This is a genomic window from Klebsiella sp. JN_Kp122 (genome assembly GCF_040062085.1).
Taxonomy (GTDB): Bacteria; Pseudomonadota; Gammaproteobacteria; order Enterobacterales; family Enterobacteriaceae; genus Klebsiella; species Klebsiella aerogenes.
The window spans coordinates 76,428-98,569 of sequence record NZ_JBEAHW010000022.1; the positions used below are offsets into that span (position 1 = coordinate 76,428).

The following is a 22,142-nucleotide window of genomic DNA, read 5'->3' on the forward strand; positions in this document are numbered from 1 at the left end:
TTACTCACGGTGGTAAGGGTGGTTAGTCGTTATGCTCCACGCACGATACAGGCTCTCAGCCACCAGCACGCGTACCAGCGGATGGGGCAACGTGAGCGTGGAAAGCGACCAACTCTGTTCCGCTGCCGCTTTGCAGGCCGGAGAGAGACCTTCCGGGCCGCCAATGAGTAAACTGACGTCCCGGCCATCCTGCTTCCAGCGTTCCAGTTCTCGCGCCAGCTGTGGCGTATCCCAGGGTTTGCCGGGGATGTCCAGGGTCACGATACGGTTCTTGCCTGCCGCTGCCAGCATCATTTCGCCCTCTTTTTCGAGGATACGTTTGATATCGGCATTTTTTCCGCGCTTACCGGCAGGGATCTCTACCAGTTCGAACGGCATATCTTTTGGAAAACGGCGCAGATATTCGCTAAAGCCAGTCTGAACCCAGTCCGGCATTTTGGTGCCAACGGCCACCAATTGCAGCTTCACGCATTAACTCCAGAGTTTTTCCAGCTCGTACAGACGACGGCTCTCTTCCTGCATGACGTGAACCATCACGTCGCCCAGATCGACTACGATCCAGTCGGCGGCGGCTTCACCTTCAACGCCCAGCGGCAGCATACCGGCGGCGCGGGATTCCTGCACCACATGGTCGGCGATGGACATTACGTGGCGCGTGGAGGTGCCGGTGCAAATAATCATGCAATCGGTGATGCTGGATTTGCCATGTACATCAATGGCGACGATGTCCTGACCTTTCAGGTCATCAATTTTGTCGATAACAAAATCCTGGAGTGCTTTACCCTGCAAGTGTTCCCCCTGGGTGCGTGAAGAGTGATAACAATAACGAGCCTGACAGTATACCCGAAGTCATGGCAATGTCGGGAGAAAAGTCAGATTTCAGCCCTTGAAAGCGGGCTATCATCCCATCCCTTGCCGACGAATGCATCGCCATTTTTGTAAAACAATTTCTGCAAGATGCGTATAGCGGGTGTAGCCTGGCTGCGGAGAATAGCAGCCTGCTCGGGGCTGTCAATGGGCGGCCATGAATTCTTATTCCGCGCGCCACTGCGCCTGGCTATTTAATACGCGTAAGGTTGTGAAATCGTCGTGTCGTTCGATAAGGCTCCAGCTACCGTGGGCGAGGGGAAAATGCCACATTGCTGCCGCCGGCATCTGCAATAAGAGTGCGATTAACAGGCTTAAAGCGCCCTGATGGCCGACGATCAGCAGGTTAGCCCGCTGTTGATATTGCCCGAGGCTGGCGGCAAAGTCCGCGATACGCTGGGCAAAGGCCTGGAAGCTTTCGCCATTGGTCGGCGTGGCGTGTTGCCAGTCTTTGCACCAGGCAGCGTAGTTCCGCGGGTCTTCTTTTTGCAGATCGCGATGGTGACGCATTTCCCAATCGCCAAAGAACATCTCATTCAATGAAGGAATAATTTGCCGGGGGACAGGCCGGCCAGCGAGCAACAGGTCGGCGGTGTGCTGGGTTCTCGCCAGCTCGCTGCACAATACCCGGTCGAAAGGCGCCGCTTGCAGATAGTCACCCAGCGAGCGCGCCTGCTGGATACCGCGTTCGGTAAGGGGGGTGGGAGCATGTCCGCTATACAGTCCGTCGACGTTAGCCTTCGTTTCGCCGTGGCGAACCAGCCATAATTTCATGATGCACTCCGTGGAAATCGCGTAGCGTAACGATATCCTCGCAGCCGGTTCTCAGCAATAGAGCTTCTGCTGGTGAATATAGTCCAGAACGGCGGCCGGCAGCATATCGGCGCAGGAGACACCTTGCTGTAGACGCTGACGAATCAGCGTGGCGGAAATATCGAACCATGGGGTTTCCGCCAGATAGATAACCCCGGCGGGACGGGTATGTAACAACTCGACGTCGTGGGTGAGATGTTTATCGAGCCATTGCTGATCTTCTTCGCGCTTCATCGCCAGCGGATATCCCGGACGGCGGCAGACGATCAGATGCGCGTTATCGAGGATCGTGGCGTAGTTATGCCAGGTGGGGAAGGTCAGCAGCGAGTCCTGGCCGATGATAAACGCCAGGGGCTGTTCCGGGCCTTGTTCTTGCCGCCACTCCTGTAGCGTTTGCGCAGTCCAGGACGGCGTATCGCGCTGTAGCTCGCGTTCGTCGAGAACGAATAGGGGTTTATCGGCAATTGCCAGCTCCAGCATATGCACCCGCTGGGCGCTGGTGGCTTCCGGCTGCGGGCGATGCGGCGGCACGTTATTGGGCACGATAATGACCCGGCTAAGACCAATTTGGTTTGCCAGAATCTCTACCGGCTTAAGGTGACCATAATGCACCGGATCGAAGGTGCCGCCGTACATTGCCTGCAACTGAGTCATATCAACCATCAATAAAAACGTCCGCCAGCGCTTTATGGCAGAGCAGTAACGAAAGGCTTTCCAGCTCGGGCCATATTGACTGGCCGTAGTCCTGTTTGAAGGTGAGCTCGGCGCGGGTTAATAACGTAACGGCCTGGCGTAACTGTTCGGCGCTGAGGCGCGTGAGCGCGTCGCCGACCAGCTGACGTCGGTTCTGCCAGACTCGGTGTTTATCAAACAGCGTGCGCAGCGGCGTATGTGCCGACTGGCGCTTCAGAGTGACCAGCAGCAGCAGTTCGCGCTGCAGCGTGCGCAGCAAAATAGCGGGTTCGCAACCTTCAAGGCGCAGTTGTTGCAGGACGTGCAGTACGCGTTTGCTTTTACCGGCCAGCAGGGCATCGACCCAGTGATACGGCGTAAAGTGGGCGGCGTCATTCACCGCCTGTTCAACGCGCGGCAGCGTCAGTTTACCGTCAGGCCACAGCAAAGAGAGGCGCTCCAGCGCCTGCGCCAGCGCCAGCAGGTTGCCTTCATAGCAGTAGCACAGCAGTTGGCTGGCGGCCTCATCTAACTGCAACTGATTCTGTTTAGCGCGGGCGGCCAGCCAGCGAGGCAACTGCGCGTATTCCGGCGTCTGGCAGCTCACCTGCACGGCGCGGCTGGCAAGCGTTGTTATCCACGCCGCGTTTTCCTGCGCCTTGGTAAGCTTGTTGCCGCGGACAATCAGCAGCAGATCTTCATGCAGCATACCGACCAGCGTGGACAGCTGTTCGTTGATCGCCGTATTCGGGCCGTTTTCCGGCAGGATAAGCAGAAGCGTCTGGCGGCTGGAAAAGAGGCTCAGCGCCTGACTTAAGGAAAAAAGGGCGGGCCAGTCGGTGCTGGCATCGATGGTCGCGGTGTGATGTTCGGTAAAGCCCTGGGCGGCCGCGGCTTCGCGGATCCCATCCTGGCTTTCCTGTAACAGCAATGGGTCGCTACCAAGCAATAAATACGCCGCGCGCAGCCCTTCAGTGAGCTGCGCGCGGAGTTGTTCCGGGTACAACCGAATCATCAGTTACCCAGCGTAGTGGAGACGCGGTTGCCAGAGGTCGAGGTGGCCGGGGTACCAGACACCGGCTGCTCAGCCTCTTTAGTGGCTTCGACATCCGCAACATGCACACTTGGCAGTTTACGGATCAGCTGTTCCGCGGCCTTGTCGTACATTTCGCGAATAATGATGTCCTGCTCGGCATCTTTCGCCAGCGCCGCCTGCGGGTTATCGAAGAACGAGCGATAAACCTTGGTATTGATTGGGTAAAGATCATGACCCGGGATCAATACGGTGGCGTTAACGGTCAGTACCATCTGGTATTCAGCGGTACGACCATCCTGGAAAATGGATGCCGTATCTTTCTGAATGGATGAGTTACCCAGACGCAGGGACGGAACGTCCTTACGTAGCGTATCGGCATCGATCAGTTCTACGCCATTCAGACGTAGCTGATTCCGTACCGCACGGCTTAACGGACCATTCGGATCGCTTGACTGGAAAATCATAGTTTTCATTGTGGTTGGGACCTGCGTAGTGCTACGCAGATGCCAGCCGCAACCAGCGGTGATTAACACCGCCAGAGATAACAGCATTGTTGCCAGATATCGCACGCTTCCTCCCGCGCTTAGCCAACGACCAGATTGAGCAGTTTGCCCGGAACGTAAATCACTTTACGTACGGTCACGCCTTCAAGATATTTTGCGACCAGATGTTCCTGGCCTGCACGTTCACGAACCTGCTCTTCGGTTGCGTCTACCGCAACGGTAATTTTACCACGAACTTTACCGTTTACCTGGACGACGACCAGAGTCGTGTTTTCAACCATTGCACTTTCGTCTGCTACCGGCCACGGCGCGTTGTCGATATCGCCTTCGCCGCCCAGTTCTCGCCACAGGGTGAAGCAGGCATGCGGGGTGAACGGGTTGAGCATACGCACCACTGCCAGCAGCGCTTCACGCATCAGCGCGCGATCCTGTTCGCCTTCCTGCGGCGCTTTCGCCAGTTTGTTCATCAGCTCCATTACCGCGGCAATGGCGGTATTGAAGGTCTGACGACGGCCGATATCGTCGGTCACTTTGGCAATCGTTTTATGCACGTCGCGACGCAGCGCTTGCTGATCTTCGCTGAGGCTTGCCACATCCAGGGCGACAGCCGGGCCCTGAGAGGTATGCTCGTAAACCAGTTTCCAGACGCGTTTCAGGAAGCGGTTTGCGCCTTCTACGCCAGATTCCTGCCACTCAAGGGTCATTTCTGCTGGGGAGGCGAACATCATGAACAGACGTACGGTATCCGCGCCGTAGCGCTCAACCATAACCTGCGGGTCGATACCGTTGTTCTTCGACTTGGACATTTTGCTCATGCCGGTATACACCAGCTCGCGGCCCTGTGGGTCGAAGGCTTTAACGATACGGCCTTTTTCATCACGCTCAACGGTGGCGTCAATCGGTGATACCCAGTTACGCTCGCCGTTTTCGCCGACGTAGTAGAACGCGTCGGCCAGTACCATACCCTGGCACAGCAGCTGTTTAGCTGGCTCATCGGAGTTCACCATACCGGCATCGCGCATCAGCTTGTGGAAGAAGCGGAAATAGAGCAGGTGCATGATGGCGTGTTCGATGCCACCGATGTAGATATCCACCGGCAGCCAGTAGTTCGCGGCATTCGGGTCCAGCATACCTTTATCGTACTGCGGGCAGGTGTAGCGCGCGTAGTACCAGGAGGACTCCATAAAGGTGTCGAAGGTGTCGGTTTCACGCAGCGCCGGCATGCCGTTAACGGTGGTTTTCGCCCACTCAGGATCGGCTTTGATCGGGCTGGTGATGCCGTCCATGACGACGTCTTCCGGCAGGATAACCGGCAGTTGGTCTTCCGGCGTCGGCATCACGGTACCGTCTTCCAGGGTCACCATCGGAATTGGCGCGCCCCAGTAACGCTGGCGGGAAACTCCCCAATCGCGCAGGCGGTAGTTAACTTTGCGCTCGCCAACGCCCATCGCGGCCAGTTTATCGGCAATGGCGTTGAAGCCTGCTTCGTAATCCAGACCGCTAAATTCGCCGGAGTTGAACAGCACGCCTTTCTCGGTCAGGGCCTGCTCGGAGAGATCCGGCTCGGAACCGTCAGCGGCGAGAATAACTGGCTTGATGTTCAGGCCGTATTTGCTGGCAAACTCGTAGTCGCGCTGGTCGTGACCTGGAACGGCCATCACCGCGCCGGTGCCGTACTCCATCAGTACGAAGTTAGCCGCCCATACCGGGATGGCTTCGCCGGTCAGCGGGTGAATAGCTTTAAAGCCGGTGTCGACGCCTTTTTTCTCCATCGTCGCCATATCGGCTTCGGCAACTTTGGTATTACGGCATTCGTCGATAAAGGCGGCCAGCGCCGGATTGTTAGCCGCAGCCTGTTGCGCCAGCGGGTGACCCGCTGCGACGGCAAGGTAGGTGCAGCCCATGAAGGTATCCGGGCGGGTGGTGTAGACGGTCAGCTTATCGGCGTAGTCGTTGACGTCAAAGGAGATTTCTACCCCTTCAGAGCGGCCGATCCAGTTGCGCTGCATGGTCTTAACGGTGTCAGGCCAGTGATCCAGGTTGTCCAGATCGTTGAGCAGTTCGTCGGCGTAGGCGGTGATTTTAATAAACCACTGCGGGATCTCTTTGCGCTCAACTTTGGTGTCGCAGCGCCAGCAGCAGCCGTCGATAACCTGTTCGTTAGCCAGCACGGTCTGATCGTTCGGACACCAGTTGACCGCTGAGGTTTTTTTGTACACCAGGCCTTTTTTATACAGCTCGGTGAAGAATTTTTGCTCCCAGCGGTAGTATTCCGGGGTGCAGGTCGCAATTTCACGGCTCCAGTCATAGCCGAAGCCCAGCTTTTTAAGCTGGTTTTTCATGTATGCGATGTTGTCATAGGTCCACGGGGCTGGGGCGGTATTGTTTTTCACCGCCGCGCCTTCCGCAGGCAGACCAAACGCATCCCAACCGATCGGCTGCAGGACGTTTTTGCCTAGCATGCGCTGATAGCGCGCGATGACGTCGCCGATGGTGTAGTTACGCACGTGACCCATGTGTAGTCGACCAGAAGGATAAGGAAGCATCGACAGGCAGTAATACTTCTCTTTGCTCTCGTCTTCAGTTACTTCAAATGTACGATTTTCGTCCCAGTGAAGCTGGACTTTCGATTCTATCTCTTCCGGGCGGTATTGCTCTTGCATGGCAGCCAGTGGTCCTGTTTTCAATACAGCTACAAAATGTAGCCAATGGATGTGTTATTTCAGATCGGCATAGCATAGCCCAAACGTCCACGTCAAAACAGCCTTTCGCACATTAACATCGGCAAAAGCGACGCAGAATTTTTCGCGACTCTGTGGCGCGGATGGCAAAGCAAACCGCCGATAACGTCTATTATTAGAAGCAGTTAATCACACCGGAGGCGAAATGATGAACAAGGTTGCTCAATATTACCGGGAACTGGTCTCCTCGCTCAGTGAACGGCTGCGCAATGGAGAGCGTGACATTGACGCGCTGGTGAAGCAGGCGAGGGAGAAAATCACCCAGGCAGGCGATTTGACGCAGAGCGAGATTGAATCGCTAATCGCGGCGGTAAAGCGCGATCTGGAAGAATTTGCCCGCAGCTATGAAGAGAGTCAGGAAGACGACAGCGACAGCGTATTTATGCGGGTGATCAAAGAGAGTCTGTGGCAGGAGCTTGCCGATATCACCGATAAAACCCAGCTTGAGTGGCGCGAAGTATTTCAGGATCTGAACCACCACGGGGTCTATCACAGCGGTGAAGTGGTAGGTCTTGGCAACCTGGTATGCGAGAAGTGCCACTATCACCTGGCGGTGTATACCCCGGACGTATTGCCGCGGTGCCCAAAGTGCGGGCACGATCAGTTCCAGCGTCGGCCATTTGAGCCGTAAACGCTAAAAGCAGCGATGCGCATTGCGCTGCGCATCGCTGAGTCATTACAGAACGGTATTGATTTCCGCAATCTTAAAGTATTGATAACCGCCCATCTCGCTGGCGTATTTATATGAGGAGTTGAGGACCATCTTGTTGGCGCTGATGGTGCCGACATCACAGGTATTAAATTTCAACCAACCGCAGCCGCGACCACTGTTAACAACCTTTTTCGCGGTCATGGTTAAGGTGCCGTTCGCCTGAATTAATGAGTAGTTATAGATATTGCCTTTCAACTGGGTGTCCAGCAGCAGATCGCCGGTGCTGTAAATCGTCCCTTCATTAGTAACATCATAATAAGTTGTCAGAGAGACATTGGCCGCGGTGATAGTACCTGTGTTACTAATCGTGCCATGATCGGTAGTAATATCAGCGGCTTTCATATAACCGTTGTTATTCAGCCAGTAGCTATGCGCGGTAATGGCGTTGGTGGCCTCCATGCGACCACTGGTGCTTTGCGCCAGCGTGCCGTTGGTTTGCATATCAATATTTTCACCGCTAATAGTGCCCAGGTTATAAATCTCACCGGTATTGGTGGTGCTATCCTGCTTCAGCGATTTCACGGCCACTTTACCCGTCGCGCTGATAGTGCCGGTATTTTTAAAATTGGTGCCAATAAAGTTTAACGCAGTGTTTTTACCTTTGATCGTCCCGTCATTGGTGAAATTACCTAACGACGTGGCGGTAATCTGCGCATCGGAAGTGATTTTGGCGCCAGCGTTGTTGGTTATCGCTCCGTTGCTGGCGGCTACCAGACTGGACGTCGCGCTAATCGTTCCGCTGTTCTGGATATTGCCGCTGGCATTGAGCACCAGCTGCTTTGTTGAACTGATCGTGCCCTTGCTGCCGTTATTGAGAGCGCCATAGGTAGTAATCATGGTCATATTCTTGGTCGTCAGCGTACCGTTATTAGTGAAATTTCCAGAGGCGGCGATGCTGGTAAGGTAACCATTGCTGGCGATGGAGCCATCGTTGGTCAGTAATCCATTGTTGGTGATAGAAAGCGTCGAGTTGGCGGTGATTGACCCTTTGTTACGCACGCCAAAGCCTAAATTGTTACCGACCATACTGATACTGTTGGCTTTGATGCCGCCCAGGCTACTGATATCAATGCTGTATACCGGGCTGATCATTTGCAGGACGGTAGCGCTTTTACCTGCGCTAGTCATGGCGCCAGTGCTGTTGTCGAAGGTGAAATTACCGCCGCCAACCGTAGCATTGCCAGCGTTGACCATGCCATTGATGGCGACGGCGTCAGCCAGCAATGCGGCATAGCTGGTGGAAGCATCCATGCCATTTTCACCGATGGTGATTTTGCCATTGGTGATGGTATAGCTGCCGATAGCGCCTTCATCGGTCAAATTCACCTGACCTGTCGTTAATATTGCCTTGTTGGTATTAACGAAACTACAGCCGGAGCAGGTAATACCGTTAGGGTTAGCGATTACCACGTCAGCTTTCAGCCCGGCGACTTCAATGAAGCCATTTAATGAACTGGCTTTATTGGAGGTGACTTCATTCAGGATCACCGATGCGCCGCCATTAGTCAGATTGTTGTTTTTAGCAATATTGCCAAAAGTCGCATGATTAATATCGCTGTCGCTGTTATTGAGTATTAAACCGTTGCTGCCAACGTTAAATTCACGATACAGGTTGTGCGAAACGCCTGCAGCATTCGGCGCTTCAATATCAACCACCGTTGCGCCTGATAGATGGGTGTAAGTCGACGGATCGGCGTATACCACCGTCGAGCTTAACGCTGCTGCTAAAGCAACATAGGTTAATTTAAACTTAAACATGAATTTATTCCTTTAAATATAGTGAAAAATAGGTTGTGTTAATACTTCCACTTCAATGAGAAACCCATATTGAATGAGTCACTACTAAAGTTATCTGGTTTACTTAGCGGTGTGCCGATGAAAAAATCATATTGTGTTGAGAATATATCACCGCGCAATCCGCTAACGGCACCTGAAATAACTTTTCCTTGCCGATATTGTTCACTGCCGATAATACGACCAATATCTAATCCTAAATAGAATTGCTGTTCCGGGCCGGCAATATCCCAGATGAAATCATTGCTCCAGTACCATCCATGATTGCCAGAGAGAGTATATTCGCCATCAAATCCGCGAACCGTCCAGCGGTTGCCAATATTAAATTGGTTATCCGAAGAGAGAATGTCCGGGCTATATTGCGCATTAAAATGCGGTGCATAGCTAAATCTATCTCCGGTTAAATCGAATTTCATTAAGGCCTGCAAATCGGCATGTACTACGCGTGAGCGCTTACTGAACTGGCCTGCTTTTTCTTCCGGTGTGGCGACGGAGTTTAGCCATGGGAGGCGGCGCTGTAACCCCAGGCTGGCGGCGACGACTTTTTTATCGAAATAGCGTTGCTGTCGTAGCGTCAACTCCCATGTTGGGTTCTGTTTGCGCATCACCCTAAGTTCTTCACCGCCAAAATAGTAGTGTGATGTACTTTTTGAGATACGGAAATCCAGCGACGTTTTTTGCTGACGGGTGTGAGACAGCAGTCGTGACAGCGTCGCGCTATAGTAGCGATTTTTACTTTTATAATCCGTTTGCGACCAGTTGCCCTTGAACAACTGGCGATATTGGCTCTGTGAACCGTAAAGACTTAACGCCCAGTAACCGAAGGGAATCGAGTAATACAGACTGCCATTCTGGTTACCATCATTATGTTGATTAAACTCGATATCTCCGCCTCCTGAGACATAGAAAATGTCGTTGAGTGTGGTGATATCATAAAGATAGAGCGCACCTCCGGCCTGATAGCGACCGCTGGCGCGGCTGCCAGCATCATCCATCCAGGCTGCCACCTGCCATTTTTTATCCAGCCGACGCGTTAGCTGCAGATTGCTTTCTGCCTCCTGTTGACCGGGCAAAATTTGCATATTCGCCGAACTTCCTGGCAGGCGGCGCAGGTTTTCCATTCCCTGTTCGAGGTCGGAGAGCCGCAGGATATCTCCCTTGCCGGTGGGGATATTGTTCCAGATGCTGGTGGTTTGCTCGCTTGTCGTTGACCAGAAAATATCACCGATTTTGCCATAAGCGAGTTCGAGCTTTAATGTGCCCTGCGCCAATGACTGTTCCGGGATGGTCATTAATGAAGTGATGTAACCACGGGCAATTAACTCATTTTGTAATGCCATGGTGAGGTGCTGAATACCGTTAATCCCCAGACAACGATGCAGAGCCTGAGCTGTAAGGTTGTCAAGAAGCTGATGCGTGAGCTTCGGCTCGGCAGAATCGATATGAATATTATTGATGAACCTGCAGTTTTCTTCCTTTGGAAACGTGAGCGTTTGTCGGTCGGTATTAATTAGTGAAGCCTGGGCGGCCTGCTGCTGTGGTGTCAGCGCCGCCTGACGGGCTTTATCCTGCTCGTTTTGGTTAGTCGTGGTGGAGACTATCGTACTGGCGAAAACCTGCTGCTGACACAAAAACACAATCAGCAGGGTGTGAATCAGATTTTTTTTATTAAACATGAAGCAAGTTCCATTTGTTTCATTAAATTTGCATGCTGTATTGCTAAGCTTGCTTAAAACACGGCCTTATTCAGGGTATAGGGTCATCCATAAAAATATTATTTTTTATTATCAGAAAGTTTTGTGTTGGGAAATATTCCCAGGGCTTGTTCTTAAGGGGGGTATGTTAGCGGTGGCGGTAACGCTTAGCCATGCGAAGAAAACTGAATTTTGTATGAATTAAATTAATTTAGAATGTGATTTGTTAGGGGGGAGTGTTAAATTATTCACTGGTTTAATAATAAAACAATTAAAATAAACCACTAATATATGGCACATATTATCGAGGGAGAAAAGGCGCGCACATGACGTGCGCGCTGGGATTTTAGTGCAGGATTTTGGCAAGGAAATCTTTCGCGCGTTCTGATTGCGGGTTGGCGAAGAAGGCTTCTTTATCGACATCTTCGACAATTTTACCTTCATCCATAAAGATGACCCGGTTAGCCACTTTACGGGCAAAGCCCATTTCGTGCGTCACCACCATCATGGTCATACCTTCGTTAGCCAGCTCGACCATCACGTCCAGTACTTCGTTGATCATCTCCGGGTCTAGCGCTGAAGTTGGCTCATCGAACAGCATCGCGATCGGATCCATGCACAGCGCGCGCGCGATCGCGACACGCTGCTGCTGGCCGCCGGAGAGCTGCGCCGGATATTTTTCCGCATGCGCCGCCAGACCCACGCGCTCCAGCAGCTTAAGCCCCTTTTTACGCGAAGATTCTTTATCGCGATTGAGAACCTTAATTTGCGCCAGCGTCAGGTTGTCGATGATCGACAGGTGCGGGAACAGTTCAAAGTGCTGGAATACCATACCGACGCGGGAACGCAGTTTAGCAAGATTGGTTTTCTTATCGTTAACCTGAGTGCCATCAACGATAATTTCGCCTTGCTGCACCGGCTCAAGGCCATTAACGGTTTTAATCAGCGTCGATTTACCGGAGCCTGACGGCCCGCAAACCACCACCACTTCGCCTTTTTTCACTTCGGTGGAGCAATCGGTCAGCACCTGAAAGTGACCATACCATTTTGAAATATTTTTCAGGGTAATCATTACACAGTCCTTTTCTTCAACCAGCTGACCAACAGCGATGCGCTGAGACTAAATACAAAATAAACGGCGCCTGCGAACAGGATCATTTCCACCTGGGTTCCGTCACGTTCGCCAATGGTGGAGGCGGTACGGAAGAAATCGGCCAGGCTCAGGACGTACACCAGCGAGGTATCCTGGAACAGGACGATACCCTGGGTTAACAGCAGCGGGACCATCGCGCGGAAGGCCTGCGGCAGAATCACCAACTTCATCGATTGCCAGTGGGTCATCCCCAGCGCCAGCGCGGCGCTCGACTGACCACGGGAAATACTCTGGATCCCGGCGCGAATAATTTCCGAATAGTAGGCCGCTTCAAACATCGAAAATGCCACCATCGCCGAAATCAGGCGAATATCGGTTTTCGGCGAAAGCCCCAGCACGTTTTGCAGGAATCCGGGAACGATCAGATAGAACCACAGCAGCACCATCACCAGCGGAATCGAACGGAAAACGTTAACGTAGGTTTTGGCAAACCACGCCAACGGCAGGAAGCTTGACAGGCGCATCACCGCCAGAATGGTGCCCCAGACGATACCGATAATAATTGCCGTGACGGTGATTTTCAGCGTAATGACCAACCCTGCCAGCAGGTAGGGCATGGAAGGAACAATTGAACTCCAGTCAAAATCGTACATTATTTGCCTCCCATATTGCCCGGCAGGCGAACTTTACGTTCAACCACATACATCACCAGCATGATTACGGCGTTGATGAATACATAGGCGAGGGTGATCGCGGTAAACGATTCCCAGGCGTGGGCTGAGTAATCCAGCAGCTTGCCCGCCTGCGCCGCCATATCCGCCAGACCGATAGTGGAAGCGATAGCCGAGTTTTTTACCAGGTTCATCATTTCCGAGGTCATCGGCGGCACGATAACGCGATAAGCGTTCGGCAGCAGCACGTAGCGATAGGTTTGCGGCAGGGTCAGCCCCATCGCCAGGCCGGCATTTTTCTGCCCGCGAGGAAGGGACTGTATCGCGGCGCGGACCTGCTCGCAGACGCGGGCAGCGGTAAACAGCCCAAGGCACAGCATTGAGGAGACAAAGAACTGAATATTTGGATCCAGTTCCGACTTAAACCACATGCCGATGTTTTCCGGCAGAAACTCCGGAATAACAAGGTACCAGGTAAAGAACTGGACAATCAGTGGAACGTTACGAAACAGTTCGACGTAGCAGGTGCCGATCCCGGCTAACCAGCGGTTAGGGACGGTACGCAGAATACCGAACAGCGAGCCGATGAGGAAAGCGATAATCCAGGCGCTAATCGACAGCGCGACGGTAACCTGAAAGCCGCTCCATAACCAGCCTAAATAAGTGGTGTTGCCGAACGGGGCGGGTTGCAGGAATATTCCCCAGTTCCAGTCTATTGACATAAATAAACTCCAGAAAAAAAAGGGTAGCAGCGCTACCCTCGAAGATTGTTGCCCTGCTTGTTTCGGTATTCGCGGCGGCTGGGGAACGACCAGCCACCGTATAGTCTGTCCGTGCAAAGGCAACAATCGGGAGGGCTACTTTATCGAGCCCCTGTTTTTTTAATTAGTTAAGAGCCTTGTCATTGGGTGATTTGAACAGCGCCTTCATGTCGTCGGACAGTTCGAAGTTCAGGTTCAGATTTTTCGGCGGAATCGGGTTCTTAAACCAGGTATCGAACCATTTCGCCGCTTCGCCAGAGGTCTGCGCCTGGGCAACGGTGTCATCTACCAGTGTTTTGAACGATGCGTCATCTTTACGCAGCATGCAGCCATAGGCCTCTTTCGACTGCGGCGTACCGACGATTTCCCAGTTATCCGGTTTCTTCGCTTTTGCGCGCTCGCCGGCCAGCAGGGCATCATCCATCATAAAGGCCACCGCGCGGCCACTTTCCAGCGTACGGAAAGAGTCGCCGTGATCTTTCGCGCTGATGATGCGCATGTTCATTTTCTTCTCGTCGTTCAGCTTATGCAGCAGCACTTCCGAGGTGGTACCGGAAGTGACGACGACCGCTTTGTCTTTCAGATCCGGGAAGTCTTTAATCGGCCCACCTTTTTTCACCAGCAGACGAGTGCCGACGACGAAAATGGTATCGGAGAAGGCGGCCTGCTTCTGACGCTCAAGGTTGTTGGTGGTGGAACCGCACTCGAAATCATAAGTGCCGTTCTGCAGTAACGGGATGCGGTTCTGCGAGGTGACCGGAATCAGTTTCACCTGCAGATCGGGTTTATTCAGCTTTTTCTTTATGGCTTCAACGATAGCGTTGGAGTAATCCTGAGAGTAACCCACCACTTTTTGTTGGTTATCGTAATAGGAGAATGGTACTGACGACTCGCGGTGGCCGACGACGATCACCCCGTTTTTGGCGATTTTATCCAGCGTGCTCTGACCTGCGGCCGGGGCGGCATCTTCAGCGTGCGCCAGACCAGCGGTCACTCCCATGACCAGCATTGCGGCGGCCAGTTTACGTAATTGCATATCCAACTCCTTATCCTTAACGCCAGGGACGCTAGTGATACCCATTGTGATTGTGTGTATGTGTTGTTATTCCTGTGGGCACTGCCGTAAGGCGGCGCTTTCGGGAATCGTCTGCAATCTTAAAGTGCAGTATTTGTATGAGCTTGTTAGCATTTAGTTTGGCTTAATGTAAAGATTTTGATGCGTTATTGTTTATTTTTGCGAAGCGCACCGCACCATTTGTGGGCAAAAATGGGTTGTTGCACCAACGTGGCGCGAAGTGCGAACGCTTTCGGTGCAACCCTGGTACAACCGCGGTCAAAATCGCCTACAGGGATGAAATTAAGCAATGGACGTGCCAGATTGGCGCTGGAGAGCGTAAAGCGGGGAAGACCCGCCGGCGACGAATGCCGCCGGGAGCAGGCCGGGCGGCTGCCCGGCGGAAAAGATTAGCGCCGACGCTGGCGCAGGCTCATCACCAGCGCGGCAAAGCCAAAGAGGGCGGTTAACGCCCACAGCGGCCAATTGCCGGTACGAGCATACGGCGTCAGGCCGGTGGTTGGCGTGACCTTAGTGGTCAACACCGCGCGGGTAAACTGTGGGATCATGTCCTGAATTTCACCACGCGGGCCAATAACGGCGGTGATACCGTTGTTGGTGCTGCGTAGCAGCGGGCGCGCCAGTTCCAGCGCGCGCATCCGCGCCATCTGGAAGTGCTGCCATGGGCCAATTGACTTACCAAACCACGCATCGTTGGAGATAGTCAGCAGATAATCGGTATCCGGGCGGAAATTATCGCGGACCTGCTCGCCGAGAATGATTTCGTAGCAAATTGCCGCCGTAAGCTTCAGGTTATGCGCTACCAGCTGCGGCTGCACGTAAGGGCCGCGGCTGAACGAGGACATCGGCAAATCGAAGAACGGCGCCAGAGGGCGTAAAATCGATTCCAGCGGTACGAATTCGCCGAACGGCACCAGATGGTTTTTGTTATAGCGATTGGTCGAGTCGTAGCTGTACGGGTTATCTTTACCCAGCGTGATGATGGTGTTGTAGGTATCGTAGCGGTTTTGTTTATTGAGGCGCGCATCGACGATACCGGTAATCAACGAGCTATTTTTTGCCCGCATCAGGTCATCAACCATGCTGAGGAAATGCTGCTGATTGATTTCCAGATCCGGAATCGCCGACTCCGGCCAGATAATCAGCTGCGATTTACCCATATGCGGCTGGGTGAGATCGAGATAGGTTTTCAGGGTGTTTACCAGCTGGTTTTCATCCCATTTCATCGCCTGCGGGATATCGCCCTGCACCAAAGAGACTTCCGTCGCCCGCTCAGGCAGCAGTTGATACCACTGGATATAACGCAGCGGGAAGGGCAGGGCAAATAGTACTATCGCCACCAGCAACGGTTTCCAGTGACGCTGCGCGATAGCCAGCGCCAGCAGGCCGCTGACCACCATCAATAGAAAGTTTATCGCCTCAACGCCCATCACCGGCGCCAGGCCCTTTAGCGGACCGTCAATCTGGCTATAGCCGAACTGCAGCCACGGGAAACCGGTCAGCACCCAGCCGCGGAGAAATTCGGTAATTTGCCAGATGACAGGCGCGGCGATGGCCAGACGGATCCAGTTAGTTTTCGGCCACAGTCTCGCGAGGATCCCGGCGAACAGACCGGTGTACAGCGATAAATAGGCCGCCAGCAAAGCAACGAGGAAAACGTTAACCGGGCCCGGCATGCCGCCGAACTGCGCGATGCTAACGTAAACCCAGTTAATACCAGTGCCGAATAGCCCAAGCCCCCAGAAGTAGCCAATCCAGGCGCTCTGTAGCGGGCGACGGTTGAGAGTGAGCGCCTGCAGACCAAACAGCGAGACAATCGCCGCTGGCCAGAAGTCGTAAGGCGAAAAAGCCAGCGTTCCGCTGGCTCCGAATAACAGCGCCAGCAGCAGACGTACGCGCTGGCGTTCAAGTAAAGAGGCAAATACCATTTAGGTTAATCGTCCCGTTAAATTAGTCTTCCAGCTTCGGCTGCGGCGCATCATCAGGAAGCTTTACATGGACCTGAATAATACGTCTGCTGTCAGCCATTGCGACCTTGAATTGGTAACCATCAATGTCAATCGACTCGCCGCGGGCTGGGAGATGACCAAAGGCCTGCATCACCAGTCCGCCGATGGTATCGACCTCTTCATCGCTGAAGTGGGTGCCGTAGGCTTTATTGAAATCTTCAATCGATGCCAGCGCGCGTACCGTCCAGGTATGACGGCTTAGCTGACGGAAATCGATATCTTCCTCTTCATCGTATTCGTCTTCGATTTCGCCGACGATAAGTTCGAGAATATCTTCGATAGTCACCAGGCCAGAGACGCCGCCGAACTCGTCGATGACGATCGCCATATGATAACGTTGCGAGCGGAACTCTTTCAGCATGCGGTCAACCCGCTTGCTTTCAGGCACGACAACCGCCGGGCGTAACACTTTTTCCATGCTGAAAGCTTCGGCGTCGCTGCGCATAAACGGCAGCAGATCCTTAGCCATCAGAATCCCTTCAATGTGATCTTTATCTTCGCTAATGACCGGGAAACGCGAGTGGGCGGATTCGATGATCACATCGAGGCACTCGTCCAGCGTCTGGTTGCGTTTCAGGGTAATCATTTGCGAACGCGGGATCATAATATCGCGGACGCGCTGGTCGGCGATATCCATTACCCCTTCGAGCATGTCGCGAGTATCTTCATCGATAAGCTCGTTCTGCCCGGAGTCACGGATCAGCGCCAATAATTCATCACGGTTTTTGGGTTCACCGTGGAAAAGTTGGCTGAGTAAGAGGGAGAAAAATCCCTTTTTGCTGTTTACTGTGTCACTACTGTGTGAATTGTCGTCGCTCATGGCGTCGTATGGGTTCTCGTGTTGATTTAATTGTCGCTCGTCGCGCGTAAACTCAGCGTCGTACGGCATGTTTTGCCTGATAGCGCTACGCTTATCAGGCCTGGGATACGCATGAATGTAGGCCGGATAAGGCGCTTGCGCCGTCATCCGGCAAGTTACTATTCAGCAATCTTCTCGGCAATGTACGGATCCTCATAGCCCAGAGCAAGCATTATCTCTGTTTCGAGTCCTTCCATTTCTTCCGCTTCTTCATCTTCGATATGATCATAGCCCAGCAGGTGCAGGCTACCGTGCACGACCATGTGCGCCCAGTGGGCCTCCAGCGGTTTTTCCTGCTCTTTGGCTTCCTGTTCAACCACCTGGCGGCAGATAATCAGATCGCCGAGCAGCGGCATCTCAATGCCCGGCGGGGCTTCGAAGGGGAAGGAGAGGACGTTAGTCGGCTTATCCTTGCCGCGATAGGTCAGGTTCAGCTCGTGGCTTTCGGCGACATCAACCAGGCGAATCGTTAACTCTGACTCTTCCTGGAACTGCGGGATGACGGCATCCACCCAGCGTTGAAAGAGGGCTTCGTCCGGTAGACCGCTGGTGTCTTCGCAGGCCAGCTGTAAATCGAGAATCACCTGACTCATTTTTGCTCCTGTTCCTGGGCTTCGCGTTTGCGCTCGGCGGCCAGTTCTGCTTTACGTTTTTGTTCGGCTTCTTCCCATGCCTCATAGGCATTGACGATGCGGGCGACCACCGGGTGGCGCACCACGTCTTCGCTGTGGAAGAAGTTGAAGCTGATTTCATCGACTTCCGCCAGCACTTCAACGGCGTGACGCAGACCTGATTTGGTATTGCGCGGCAGGTCAATCTGGGTAACGTCGCCGGTGATAACCGCTTTCGAATTAAAGCCGATACGGGTCAGGAACATCTTCATCTGCTCGATGGTGGTGTTCTGGCTTTCGTCGAGAATGATAAAAGCGTCATTCAGCGTACGCCCGCGCATGTAGGCCAGCGGCGCGACTTCAATGACGTTACGCTCAATCAGCTTCTCGACTTTCTCAAAGCCGAGCATCTCGAACAGCGCGTCGTACAGCGGGCGCAAATACGGGTCAACCTTCTGGCTTAAGTCGCCCGGCAGGAAGCCGAGCTTCTCGCCTGCTTCGACCGCAGGACGAGTCAGCAGAATGCGGCGAATTTCCTGACGCTCCAGGGCATCGACCGCCGCGGCGACAGCAAGATAGGTTTTACCGGTACCCGCCGGGCCGACGCCAAAGGTAATGTCGTGGTCGAGGATATTGGCGATGTATTGCGCCTGGTTTGGCGTGCGCGGTTTGATGACTCCGCGTTTGGTTTTGATATTGATGGCCTTGCCGTATTCCGGCACGCTCTCGGCGCTCTGTTCGAGCACCCGGGCTTCTTTAATAGCCAGATGGATTTGTTCCGGTTCAATATCCTGAATCTGGCCGCGCATTGGCGCGGTATCGACATACAGGCTTGTCAGAATATCGGCCGCGGCGTGCACGCAGATGGCGCGGCCGGTCAGTTTAAAGTGATTGTCGCGGCGGTTGATCTCAATACCCAACCGACGCTCCAGCTGTTTGATGTTGTCGTCAAACGGGCCGCACAGTGCTAACAGGCGGGCATTGTCCGCTGGCTCCAGGGTAATTTCACGGGTTTCTATGTTCAAACTGTTCCTCTTATTACGTGTGTTGCCGGAGGACAATCGTCATCCGGCCAATAAGGAAATTATTCACGTCACGGGAATATGGCGCAAGCATTGCTGTAGATATAGGGGCGAGGAGGGGAAATGCAAGGCCTGCCGGAAGCGACAGGCCTGCCGGGATTACGGCTGGTAGATGCCGACGCCCAGATCGTTTTCTTTTCGCGTACGCGCAATGACCGATTCCGGCGATTCCACGACGCGCAGTCCCATCTCATCTTCTGTGCGGACAATTTTGCCGCGTAATGAGTTAGTGTAGACATCGACGATTTCTACGTCGACGAATTTACCGACCATATCCGGCGTGCCTTCGAAGTTCACCACGCGGTTGTTCTCGGTGCGCCCCGAGAGCTCCATCAGGCTCTTACGCGACGTGCCTTCTACCAGAATACGCTGTGTTGTGCCGAGCATGCGGCGGCTCCATGCCATCGCCTGCTGATTAATACGCTCCTGCAGAATATACAGGCGCTGTTTTTTATCGGCTTCAGGAACATCGTCGACCATATCCGCCGCCGGGGTGCCCGGGCGGGCAGAGAAGATAAAGCTGTAGCTGACATCAAAGTTAACCTCGGCAATCAGCTTCATGGTTTTTTCGAAGTCTTCCGTCGTTTCGCCAGGGAAACCGACGATAAAGTCGGAGCTAATCTGAATATCCGGGCGCGCTTCGCGCAGCTTGCGGATAATCGCTTTATATTCCAGCACGGTGTGGGTACGGCCCATCAGGTTCAGTACGCGATCGGAACCGGCCTGCACCGGTAAATGCAGGAAGCTCACCAGCTCAGGGGTATCGCGATAGACCTCGATGATATCGTCAGTAAACTCAATCGGGTGGCTGGTGGTGAAGCGAATACGGTCGATGCCGTCGATAGCGGCGACCAGACGCAGCAGATCGGCAAAGTTGCCGGTCGTGCCATCGTAGTTTTCGCCGCGCCAGGCGTTAACGTTCTGCCCGAGCAGGTTGACTTCACGCACCCCTTGCGCCGCCAGTTGAGCGATTTCAAACAGAATATCGTCGCACGGACGGCTCACTTCTTCACCGCGGGTATAGGGCACCACGCAGTAAGTGCAGTATTTGTTGCAGCCTTCCATAATGGAAACGAAGGCGGTCGGCCCCTCGGCGCGCGGTTCCGGCAGGCGATCGAATTTTTCGATTTCCGGGAAGCTCACGTCGATAACCGGTTTATGGTTATTGCGCACCGCGTCGATCATCTCCGGCAGGCGATGCAGCGTCTGCGGGCCAAAAATAATGTCAACGTAATGGGCGCGCTGGCGAATCAGTTTGCCTTCCTGGGAGGCGACGCAGCCGCCGACGCCGATAATCACGCCGGGTTTTTTCTCTTTCAGTAGTTTCCAGCGGCCAAGCTGATGGAACACTTTTTCCTGCGCCTTCTCGCGAATTGAGCAGGTGTTGAGCAGCAGCACGTCCGCTTCTTCGGCCACTTCTGTGAGTTGATACCCATGGGTGGCATCCAGCAGATCGGCCATCTTGGATGAATCGTATTCGTTCATCTGACAGCCCCAGGTTTTAATATGGAGTTTTTTTGTCATCGACTTGCTCATGCTCAATTATAAAGACGGGTATAAGTTAAGAATTAGAATTCGTTTGCAGGGTACGCATTGTAATGCTTTGGTTGCCACCTGACCAGTGCGACCACGATCCCCCGCAAGGTGCAAAAAATCCGGTAAACTTAAGGAAATCAGCTTTAAGGATAATTGCCATGACAATTCATGCAACAGATATCGCCATCGTTGGCGGCGGAATGGTCGGCGGCGCGCTGGCGCTGGGGCTGGCGCAACACGGGTTTTCGGTGACGGTGATAGAAAAACACGCGCCTCCGGCCTTTGATGCCGCTGCGGCGCCAGATGTGCGTATTTCGGCGATCAGCGCGTCGTCGGTCGGCTTGCTCAAAAGCCTCGGCGTTTGGGAAGCGGTGCGCGGTATGCGCGCGCATGCTTATCGTCGTCTTGAAACCTGGGAGTGGGAAAGCGCGCACGTTGACTTTAATGCCGCCGAGCTGAAGCTGCCTGAGCTTGGCTATATGGTGGAAAATAGCGTGCTACAGCTGGCGCTGTGGCAGGCGCTTGAAGCCCATCCGCAGGTGAGCTTGCGGGTTGGCGTGACGTTAAGCGAGCTTCATCGTGAGCCGCAGGGCGTTTCGCTGCGCCTGAGCGATGAGAGCGTTTGCACGGCGCAACTGGCGATCGGCGCAGACGGCGCGAATTCTCAGGTGCGCGAACTGGCCGGCATCGGTGTACAGGCGTGGCAATATCAGCAATCCTGTATGCTAATTAGCGTGCAATGCGCCGACGATCCCGGTGATAGCACCTGGCAACAGTTCACCCCCAGCGGGCCGCGCGCCTTCCTGCCGCTATTCGATAACTGGGCGTCGCTGGTGTGGTACGACACCCCGGCGCGCATCCGCCAGCTGCAGGCGATGTCGATGGTCCAACTGCAGCAGGAAATCACCGCGCATTTCCCGAAACGTCTGGGCAGCGTGACGCCAATGAGCGCCGGCGCCTTCCCGTTAACCCGCCGACATGCGCTGCAGTACGTGCAACCGGGGCTGGCGCTGGTAGGGGATGCGGCGCATACCATTCATCCGCTGGCGGGGCAGGGGGTTAACCTTGGCTATCGCGACGTTGACGCGCTGCTGGATATTTTGGCGGAAGCCCGCGGGCGCGGGGAAGCCTGGTCCAGCTTGCCGGTGCTGAAGCGCTATCAGGCGCGGCGCCGGGCGGATAACTTTATTATGCAATCCGGCATGGATCTGTTCTATGCCGGCTTCAGCAACGATTTAGCGCCGGTGCGCGTGTTGCGTAATATTGGCCTGATGGCTGCCGAACGTGCCGGTGTATTAAAGCGCCAGGCATTGAAATATGCATTAGGGTTGTAAAGGGGCATTTGCCGATGGGGGCTGCAGACTAAAGTTTTGCAGTACCTGCATCGGCAAGATGACTATCCGCAGAAAGCAAAAAAGCTCACCGAAGTGAGCTTTTTTGTTAATAAGTGGCTGGGGTACGAGGATTCGAACCTCGGAATGCCGGAATCAGAATCCGGTGCCTTACCGCTTGGCGATACCCCAACAGGCTGCGTTCACAGAGGAACGTCTTTTGAATTTGGCTGGGGTACGAGGATTCGAACCTCGGAATGCCGGAATCAGAATCCGGTGCCT

At 53.9% G+C, this 22,142-nt stretch carries 20 protein-coding genes and 1 tRNA gene; 2 read left to right on the forward strand and 19 right to left on the reverse strand.

Annotation, left to right across the window (positions count from 1 at the left end):
• The 7 genes from rlmH to leuS form a co-directional block, all read right to left on the reverse strand.
• A complete protein-coding gene (rlmH, locus tag ABLU78_RS10650; protein WP_015367732.1) occupies positions 1–468 on the reverse strand; it encodes a 23S rRNA (pseudouridine(1915)-N(3))-methyltransferase RlmH in 468 nt (155 codons plus the stop codon).
• 3 nt (positions 469–471) lie between these two features.
• Positions 472–789 carry a ribosome silencing factor gene (gene rsfS / locus ABLU78_RS10655; protein ID WP_002894623.1) on the reverse strand — a complete coding sequence of 106 codons (318 nt, stop codon included), beginning with the start codon at positions 787–789 and terminating at the stop codon, positions 472–474.
• 243 nt (positions 790–1,032) lie between these two features.
• Entirely contained in the window at positions 1,033–1,641 is a 609-nt protein-coding gene (locus ABLU78_RS10660; protein ID WP_048228524.1) for an adenosylcobalamin/alpha-ribazole phosphatase, read from the reverse strand.
• Between the two features lie 51 nt (positions 1,642–1,692).
• Entirely contained in the window at positions 1,693–2,343 is a 651-nt protein-coding gene (gene nadD / locus ABLU78_RS10665; protein ID WP_032707612.1) for a nicotinate-nucleotide adenylyltransferase, read from the reverse strand.
• Positions 2,336–3,367 carry a DNA polymerase III subunit delta gene (holA, locus tag ABLU78_RS10670; protein WP_048228526.1) on the reverse strand — a complete coding sequence of 344 codons (1,032 nt, stop codon included), beginning with the start codon at positions 3,365–3,367 and terminating at the stop codon, positions 2,336–2,338. The genes nadD and holA overlap by 8 nt, the downstream gene beginning before the upstream one ends.
• A complete protein-coding gene (gene lptE / locus ABLU78_RS10675) occupies positions 3,367–3,957 on the reverse strand; it encodes an LPS assembly lipoprotein LptE (RefSeq protein WP_032712861.1) in 591 nt (196 codons plus the stop codon). The genes holA and lptE overlap by 1 nt, the downstream gene beginning before the upstream one ends.
• 14 nt (positions 3,958–3,971) lie before the next feature.
• Positions 3,972–6,554, reverse strand: a complete 2,583-nt coding sequence (leuS, locus tag ABLU78_RS10680) for a leucine--tRNA ligase (protein WP_072207247.1) — start codon at positions 6,552–6,554, stop codon at positions 3,972–3,974.
• A 226-nt stretch (positions 6,555–6,780) separates the two neighbouring features.
• On the opposite strand from leuS, the gene ABLU78_RS10685 reads away from it, so the two are divergent.
• Entirely contained in the window at positions 6,781–7,263 is a 483-nt protein-coding gene (locus ABLU78_RS10685; RefSeq protein ID WP_045381625.1) for a zinc ribbon-containing protein, read from the forward strand.
• Between the two features lie 45 nt (positions 7,264–7,308).
• On the opposite strand, the gene ABLU78_RS10690 is transcribed toward ABLU78_RS10685, so the two are convergent.
• The 11 genes from ABLU78_RS10690 to miaB all read right to left on the reverse strand — a co-directional run bounded on the left by ABLU78_RS10690 (position 7,309) and on the right by miaB (position 20,517).
• The gene (locus tag ABLU78_RS10690; protein ID WP_045388660.1) at positions 7,309–9,102 is read right to left on the reverse strand and encodes a filamentous hemagglutinin N-terminal domain-containing protein; all 1,794 of its coding nucleotides are present in this window, start codon (positions 9,100–9,102) and stop codon (positions 7,309–7,311) included.
• 38 nt (positions 9,103–9,140) lie between these two features.
• Positions 9,141–10,814, reverse strand: a complete 1,674-nt coding sequence (locus ABLU78_RS10695) for a ShlB/FhaC/HecB family hemolysin secretion/activation protein (protein ID WP_048228527.1) — start codon at positions 10,812–10,814, stop codon at positions 9,141–9,143.
• A 364-nt stretch (positions 10,815–11,178) separates the two neighbouring features.
• Entirely contained in the window at positions 11,179–11,904 is a 726-nt protein-coding gene (locus ABLU78_RS10700) for an amino acid ABC transporter ATP-binding protein (RefSeq protein ID WP_015367722.1), read from the reverse strand.
• Positions 11,904–12,578: a glutamate/aspartate ABC transporter permease GltK gene (gene gltK / locus ABLU78_RS10705; protein WP_015367721.1), complete on the reverse strand. Its 675-nt coding sequence runs from the start codon at positions 12,576–12,578 to the stop codon at positions 11,904–11,906. Before gltK ends, ABLU78_RS10700 begins: the two co-directional genes overlap by 1 nt.
• Complete coding sequence (locus ABLU78_RS10710; protein WP_015367720.1) at positions 12,578–13,318, reverse strand: amino acid ABC transporter permease; 741 nt, start codon at positions 13,316–13,318, stop codon at positions 12,578–12,580. The genes gltK and ABLU78_RS10710 overlap by 1 nt, the downstream gene beginning before the upstream one ends.
• A gap of 163 nt (positions 13,319–13,481) precedes the next feature.
• Positions 13,482–14,393: an amino acid ABC transporter substrate-binding protein gene (locus ABLU78_RS10715; protein ID WP_015367719.1), complete on the reverse strand. Its 912-nt coding sequence runs from the start codon at positions 14,391–14,393 to the stop codon at positions 13,482–13,484.
• A 428-nt stretch (positions 14,394–14,821) separates the two neighbouring features.
• The gene (gene lnt, locus ABLU78_RS10720) at positions 14,822–16,360 is read right to left on the reverse strand and encodes an apolipoprotein N-acyltransferase (RefSeq protein WP_015367717.1); all 1,539 of its coding nucleotides are present in this window, start codon (positions 16,358–16,360) and stop codon (positions 14,822–14,824) included.
• A gap of 22 nt (positions 16,361–16,382) precedes the next feature.
• Complete coding sequence (gene corC / locus ABLU78_RS10725) at positions 16,383–17,261, reverse strand: CNNM family magnesium/cobalt transport protein CorC (protein ID WP_015704743.1); 879 nt, start codon at positions 17,259–17,261, stop codon at positions 16,383–16,385.
• A 158-nt stretch (positions 17,262–17,419) separates the two neighbouring features.
• Complete coding sequence (gene ybeY / locus ABLU78_RS10730; RefSeq protein WP_015367715.1) at positions 17,420–17,893, reverse strand: rRNA maturation RNase YbeY; 474 nt, start codon at positions 17,891–17,893, stop codon at positions 17,420–17,422.
• The gene (locus tag ABLU78_RS10735) at positions 17,890–18,936 is read right to left on the reverse strand and encodes a PhoH family protein (RefSeq protein WP_015367714.1); all 1,047 of its coding nucleotides are present in this window, start codon (positions 18,934–18,936) and stop codon (positions 17,890–17,892) included. The genes ybeY and ABLU78_RS10735 overlap by 4 nt, the downstream gene beginning before the upstream one ends.
• A 156-nt stretch (positions 18,937–19,092) precedes the next feature.
• Complete coding sequence (miaB, locus tag ABLU78_RS10740; RefSeq protein WP_015367713.1) at positions 19,093–20,517, reverse strand: tRNA (N6-isopentenyl adenosine(37)-C2)-methylthiotransferase MiaB; 1,425 nt, start codon at positions 20,515–20,517, stop codon at positions 19,093–19,095.
• A gap of 170 nt (positions 20,518–20,687) precedes the next feature.
• Between miaB and ubiF the strand changes: the two genes are divergently transcribed.
• Positions 20,688–21,863: a 3-demethoxyubiquinol 3-hydroxylase gene (ubiF, locus tag ABLU78_RS10745; protein ID WP_048228529.1), complete on the forward strand. Its 1,176-nt coding sequence runs from the start codon at positions 20,688–20,690 to the stop codon at positions 21,861–21,863.
• Between the two features lie 114 nt (positions 21,864–21,977).
• Here the strand turns inward: ubiF and ABLU78_RS10750 are convergent.
• Positions 21,978–22,052, reverse strand: a tRNA-Gln gene (locus ABLU78_RS10750).
• Between the last annotated feature and the right edge of the window lie 90 nt (positions 22,053–22,142).

Excerpts from the sequence above, each read along its gene's own strand:
- ABLU78_RS10695 (WP_048228527.1), bottom strand. The coding sequence starts at position 10,814 with ATGTTTAATAAAAAAAATCTGATTCACACCCTGCTGATTGTGTTTTTG.
- ABLU78_RS10700 (WP_015367722.1), bottom strand. The coding sequence starts at position 11,904 with ATGATTACCCTGAAAAATATTTCAAAATGGTATGGTCACTTTCAGGTG.
- corC (WP_015704743.1), bottom strand. The coding sequence starts at position 17,261 with ATGAGCGACGACAATTCACACAGTAGTGACACAGTAAACAGCAAAAAG.
- ubiF (WP_048228529.1), top strand. The coding sequence starts at position 20,688 with ATGACAATTCATGCAACAGATATCGCCATCGTTGGCGGCGGAATGGTC.
- miaB (WP_015367713.1), bottom strand. The coding sequence starts at position 20,517 with ATGACAAAAAAACTCCATATTAAAACCTGGGGCTGTCAGATGAACGAA.
- holA (WP_048228526.1), bottom strand. The coding sequence starts at position 3,367 with ATGATTCGGTTGTACCCGGAACAACTCCGCGCGCAGCTCACTGAAGGG.
- ABLU78_RS10690 (WP_045388660.1), bottom strand. The coding sequence starts at position 9,102 with ATGTTTAAGTTTAAATTAACCTATGTTGCTTTAGCAGCAGCGTTAAGC.
- leuS (WP_072207247.1), bottom strand. The coding sequence starts at position 6,554 with ATGCAAGAGCAATACCGCCCGGAAGAGATAGAATCGAAAGTCCAGCTT.
- ABLU78_RS10715 (WP_015367719.1), bottom strand. The coding sequence starts at position 14,393 with ATGCAATTACGTAAACTGGCCGCCGCAATGCTGGTCATGGGAGTGACC.
- gltK (WP_015367721.1), bottom strand. The coding sequence starts at position 12,578 with ATGTACGATTTTGACTGGAGTTCAATTGTTCCTTCCATGCCCTACCTG.
- nadD (WP_032707612.1), bottom strand. The coding sequence starts at position 2,343 with ATGGTTGATATGACTCAGTTGCAGGCAATGTACGGCGGCACCTTCGAT.
- ybeY (WP_015367715.1), bottom strand. The coding sequence starts at position 17,893 with ATGAGTCAGGTGATTCTCGATTTACAGCTGGCCTGCGAAGACACCAGC.
- ABLU78_RS10685 (WP_045381625.1), top strand. The coding sequence starts at position 6,781 with ATGAACAAGGTTGCTCAATATTACCGGGAACTGGTCTCCTCGCTCAGT.
- lnt (WP_015367717.1), bottom strand. The coding sequence starts at position 16,360 with ATGGTATTTGCCTCTTTACTTGAACGCCAGCGCGTACGTCTGCTGCTG.
- ABLU78_RS10660 (WP_048228524.1), bottom strand. The coding sequence starts at position 1,641 with ATGAAATTATGGCTGGTTCGCCACGGCGAAACGAAGGCTAACGTCGAC.
- ABLU78_RS10710 (WP_015367720.1), bottom strand. The coding sequence starts at position 13,318 with ATGTCAATAGACTGGAACTGGGGAATATTCCTGCAACCCGCCCCGTTC.